Annotated in this window: 2 protein-coding genes; both read right to left on the reverse strand. The window is 64.4% G+C overall.

What is annotated here, in order from left to right; translation table 11 throughout:
• Positions 1-490 (reverse strand): ATP-binding protein (locus tag EOC06_RS29490; RefSeq protein ID WP_206631280.1); only part of this gene is annotated, 490 nt, incomplete at its 3' end.
• Entirely contained in the window at positions 480-1,979 is a 1,500-nt protein-coding gene (gene istA / locus EOC06_RS29495; protein ID WP_128309445.1) for an IS21 family transposase, read from the reverse strand. The genes istA and EOC06_RS29490, both read right to left, overlap by 11 nt.
• Positions 1,980-2,716 lie beyond the last annotated feature (737 nt).

Here is a 2,716-nt window from a genome sequence, read left to right on the forward strand (position 1 = left end):
ACCCGACCTCGTCGATCGCAAGAACGTCGGCGGCGGCGTAGTGGTGAAGGCGTCGGCGCAAGGCTGCGTCGCTGTCGAGGGCGGCGAGTTCGCCGAGCATCTCGCTGGCGGTTCGGAAGAGGACGGTGTGACCGCAGATGAGCGCCTGGTGAGCGACATTGCGAGCAAGTGTCGATTTCCCGACGCCGTTGGGGCCGATAAAGACGATGTTGGCGGCATCGTTCATGAAGGACAGGGTCATCAGATCCTCGACGGCGGCGCGGTCGATGCGGCGCGGCCAGTGCCAGTCATAATCGGACAGTTGCTTGAAGTGGCCGAGCCTGGCGGCACGCATGCGTCGCCGCATCGAACGGTCGGAGCGCTCCTCTTCTTCCCATTGCAGGACGGCGGCCAGCCAGTCCGCGCCAGCGATTTCGTCCCAATGGGTGATCAGGCCATTGAGGCGCAACGCCTTGGCCCGGTTGAGCAGGACGTCGGGATTATTCATCATCTTTGCCTCCAAGGGTCAGTTGGTCGTAGCTGTCGAGGCGATGCGGCCGTACCGTCGTATCCTTGCGCCGCACGTGTTCGGGCAGGCTCGTTTCGACCGGCGGCGGAGCACCACGGGCGACCCGGCGGCGTTCCAGTACGTCGCGAACCGACCTCGAATGGGAGGCGCCGGCATGCAAAGCTTCCTCGACGGCGGCCTGCAGTTCCTGCGCGCCGTACAGGTCAAGCAGTTTCAGCATCGCGTTTGTGATCGCACCTATATTGGAGCCACGCTCGGCGGCCCGGATCATCAGGGTCTGGCAGGCCGGCACGGCGCGCGTCAGGCTGTTGAGGCCGCGATGCTGGCGCGCCTCGCGCTTGATTGCGACGAGAGCCTTGAGGTGCTGAGGGTCCTCGATCTGCTGGTCACGTTCATAGCTGCGACGGTGACTGGCGATCATCTTTGCGCCGTCGAAGACGCGGACCAGGCCGAGATCGGCGCGCACGCTGAGCGTGCGCCGGACATGAGCATGCGGTACCGAGTAATCGTTGAGGTCGAAGCGCACATAGGGCGTTTTGCCAACCTTGGCGGCGACCTGCTCCTCGACGGGGTATGGGTTGGCGGGCAGCGGCAGAAGCAGTTGCTGCTCTTGCGCAAACGCCTGGCGGACAGTCATCGTCCGGTCCTCGGGGCATGGCCGGTCGGCTGCCTGGTTGCGGCACCACTGTTCGGCCTGGGCATTCAGATCGTCGAGATCGGTGAACTTGCGGGCGATGAAGAATGCTTCCCTTATATGCCGTATGGCGCGCTCGACGCGACCTTTTTCGTTGCCCCGGGCAACCGCGACAGGACGTGGCTCGAACCGATAGAAGCCGGCGAAGGCAAGCAGCGTCGGATGGAAGCGGATCGCATCGCCCTGGCGCTCGAGCACCGCACTCTTGAGATTATCGTAGAGCAGGACCCTGGGCAGCCCGCACCATGTGTTGAACGCGCCGACGTGACCGCGCAGGAAGTTTTCCATGCGCGCGTCGAGGAAGAAGCGCAGGTAGATGTCGCGTGAGTAGGAAAGCACCATCACGAACGCCATTAGCGGCCGGCGGGCGTTGCCGATCTCGATGTGACCGAAGTGGGCCCAGTCGACCTGTCCCTGCTCGCCCGGCAATGTGCGTAGCCGCAGGAACGCCTCGGCCGGCTTGCGGGGACGGTGCAGGGCAACCAGGTGCCGAAAGTGCGTCGGCAAGCCCCGGTAGCCGCGCTCGCGCACCATCGCATAAAGGCGGCTGGCGGTCAGCGAGGGGAACTTTTCCAGCGTCTGCTCAATGAATGGAAGATACGGTTCAATGATTGAGGCTCTCTGCAGCGGCTTGTGCCGGGGCAATCCCGCCTGGGCCAGAACGCGATGCACCGTCGTGTGATGGACATGCAATTGCCTGGCGATGGTGCCGCAGCGCCATTTCTCGGCGTGATACAGGCGCAGGATCTGCGCTTCCAGTTCGGGGCTGATGGTCATGATGCGGGCTCTCCGTCTGCGTAGTCAGCTTCACGGGCATAACGAGCCCCCCGGCGACGCACGAAGCCGGTGCGAACGAACGGCGACAGTCGACAGTCGCAGCGCCGACAGCACGGCGTGGGCATGACCGATGTCGTCGCCCGCCCGACGACGTCAGCAAAAGCAGCGACGACATCGTTCGAGGGACTGCCCAGTAGTGAACCGGCACGAGATGCAGGTGGAGAATGATGCGTCACTTTATTGTGCCGAGCCCGATATCGTCGGGCCCGGACCGCATGAGCCAGGCGTCCACGGCGGCTGCGCTGATAACGTCGCCCCGCCTCGCGCACACTCTCGCGGCGGGCAGCACGGGCGCAGTCCTGGCCGCAGTAGCGCTGTCCCCGGTCGCAGCTGCGGCAGATCGTTACCTGCGAACGGCAGCGGCCGCACAGAAAGAAGCGGCCCGTGAGCATCCGCGACGGTCCTTTCGGAGCGCCGCTGGGGGTTCGGGGAAAAGGTCGACGGAATGCGCTGACAATGCGATAATGCAGGTCGCGCACCGTCAGTGGAGCGTGACACCGAGCCCGGACTTGCCAGTTGAGATCGGTGTTACGCCGGATTGTTTCTGCGGCGCTGATTTACCCGCAGATCTACCACAAGGCAGGCGCTGGCGGGGTACGTCGAAAGCCGCCTCAGGGCGACCAGAGACGTGCCCCGCGTCTATCGCCTTCTCAACCTCACATGATCAGCACCGCCCC

It is taken from the genome of Mesorhizobium sp. M7A.F.Ca.MR.362.00.0.0 (assembly GCF_004023175.1).
Classification (GTDB): domain Bacteria; phylum Pseudomonadota; class Alphaproteobacteria; order Rhizobiales; family Rhizobiaceae; genus Mesorhizobium.